This is a genomic window from Flavobacterium sp. (assembly GCF_036782315.1).
Taxonomy (GTDB): Bacteria; Bacteroidota; Bacteroidia; order Flavobacteriales; family Flavobacteriaceae; genus Flavobacterium.
Genome location: NZ_DAIPZK010000022.1, coordinates 1 through 2,320 on the forward strand (window position 1 = coordinate 1; position 2,320 = coordinate 2,320).

Below are 2,320 nucleotides of genomic sequence, written 5' to 3' on the forward strand. Positions count from 1 at the left end.
AAATGTACAGAAGTCATAACTGTGGCGAATTAAACGCTTCACACATCAATACAGAAGTTACCCTTGCAGGTTGGGTTCAAAAATCGAGAGATAAAGGTTTTATGATTTGGGTCGATTTACGTGATCGATACGGCATTACCCAATTAATTTTCGACGAACAAAGAACTGACAAAACCGTTTTTGAAAAAGCAAAATCTCTTGGAAGAGAATTTGTAATTCAAGTAAAAGGAACTGTTATTGAACGTGAATCGAAGAACCCAAATATGGCAACTGGTGAAATTGAAATATTAGTTGCTGAATTAACGATTTTAAACGAGGCGCAATTACCTCCATTTACTATCGAAGATGAAACCGATGGTGGTGAAGATATTCGTATGAAATATCGTTATTTAGATATTAGAAGAAATCCGGTTAAAAACAACTTGTTGTTCCGTCATAAAGTATCGATGGAAGTTAGAAAATATCTTTCTGACCAAGGTTTTTGTGATGTAGAAACACCTTATTTAATTAAATCTACTCCAGAAGGCGCACGTGATTTCGTAGTACCAAGTAGAATGAATGAAGGTCAGTTTTATGCACTTCCACAATCGCCACAAACTTTCAAACAGTTATTGATGGTAGGTGGAATGGACAAATATTTCCAAATTGTGAAATGTTTCCGTGATGAAGATTTACGTGCAGACCGTCAACCAGAATTTACACAAATCGACTGTGAAATGGCCTTCGTAGAACAAGAAGACATTTTAAATATGTTCGAAGGTTTAACGCGTCATTTACTTAAAGAAATCAAAGGAATTGAAGTAGACAAATTCCCAAGAATTACTTATGATTATGCCATGAAAACCTACGGTAACGACAAACCAGATATTCGTTTTGAAATGAAATTTGGAGAGTTAAATGCTGTAGCGCAACATAAAGATTTTCCAGTATTTAATTCAGCCGAATTAGTAGTCGGAATCGCTGCGCCAGGGTGTGCTTCTTACACTAGAAAAGAAATCGATGCTTTGATTGATTGGGTAAAACGTCCCCAAATTGGAGCTTCGGGAATGGTTTATGTAAAATGTGAAGAAGACGGAACTTTCAAATCATCAGTAGATAAATTCTATGATCAAGAAGATTTGAAAAAATGGGCAGAAATTACCAATGCAAAACCAGGCGATTTAATTTTAATCTTATCGGGTAATACTGATAAAGTAAGAACACAATTATCTGCTCTAAGAATGGAAGTAGCAACTCGTTTAGGTTTAAGAAAACCAGACGAATTTGCGCCTTTATGGGTTGTAGATTTCCCATTATTGGAATGGGACGAAGAAAGCGGAAGATACCATGCAATGCACCATCCATTTACTTCTCCAAAACCAGAAGATATGGCATTAATTGAAACTGAACCTGGAAAAGTTCGTGCAAATGCTTATGATATGGTTTTAAACGGAAACGAAATTGGTGGAGGTTCTATCCGTATTCACGATAGAGAATTACAATCGAGAATGTTTGATTTGTTAGGATTTAGTAAAGAGGAAGCTCAAGCACAATTTGGTTTCTTAATGAGCGCTTTCGAGTTTGGAGCGCCACCACACGGAGGTTTAGCTTTTGGTTTGGATAGATTAGTTTCTATTTTAGGTGGACAAGAAACGATTCGTGATTTTATTGCTTTCCCTAAGAATAATTCGGGTAGAGATGTAATGATTGATGCGCCTTCAACTATTGACGAAGCGCAATTACAAGAATTGCATATTAAATTAAGATAAGATGAAAAAAATTCTAATTAGTTTAATTGTAATTAGCATTGGTTTTATAGCATTTGGTTATATCCAAAAGTATAATAACAGCAATGGTGATAAATGGATTGGAATTGGAATTTTATTAATAACATTTGTTTTGATACCATTATTTTTATATTCAAGATTTAAAAATAAAGAAGTTAGAGATAGAATGTTAAATTTTGATTTAAAGAAAAAAGAAGACACTGATAATCAATAAATTTGAAATATTTTTAACTTTTTCTTGTTTGTGTCGTAAATAAGTATATCTTTGATAATTATTAATTTTTTACAATACAAAATGAGAACAGGTAAAGTTAAGTTCTTCAATGAATCAAAAGGTTACGGTTTTATTACAGATGATGAAACTGGAAAAGACATTTTCGTACACGCAACTGGAATGAAAGTTGAAACTCTAAATGAAGGAGAAAGCGTAAGTTACGAAGAAGAAGAAGGAAGAAAAGGTAAAGTAGCTGCTCAGGTAGTAGTTATCGAATAATATATAGTATTTTTTGATTACCTAGAAAGACTAATGTCCCGAATTATTTCGGGACTTTTTT

At 33.5% G+C, this 2,320-nt stretch carries 3 protein-coding genes; all 3 read left to right on the forward strand.

All coding sequences use genetic code 11. The annotated features are described in order from the left end of the window. Positions 1-2 precede the first annotated feature (2 nt). The 3 genes from aspS to V7P59_RS12715 all read left to right on the forward strand — a co-directional run bounded on the left by aspS (position 3) and on the right by V7P59_RS12715 (position 2,259). Complete coding sequence (aspS, locus tag V7P59_RS12705; RefSeq protein WP_333810527.1) at positions 3-1,748, forward strand: aspartate--tRNA ligase; 1,746 nt, start codon at positions 3-5, stop codon at positions 1,746-1,748. Position 1,749: 1 nt separating this feature from the next. Continuing rightward, positions 1,750-1,980: a hypothetical protein gene (locus V7P59_RS12710; RefSeq protein WP_333810528.1), complete on the forward strand. Its 231-nt coding sequence runs from the start codon at positions 1,750-1,752 to the stop codon at positions 1,978-1,980. 81 nt (positions 1,981-2,061) lie between these two features. Next, positions 2,062-2,259, forward strand: a complete 198-nt coding sequence (locus V7P59_RS12715) for a cold-shock protein (RefSeq protein ID WP_250580646.1) — start codon at positions 2,062-2,064, stop codon at positions 2,257-2,259. Positions 2,260-2,320 lie beyond the last annotated feature (61 nt).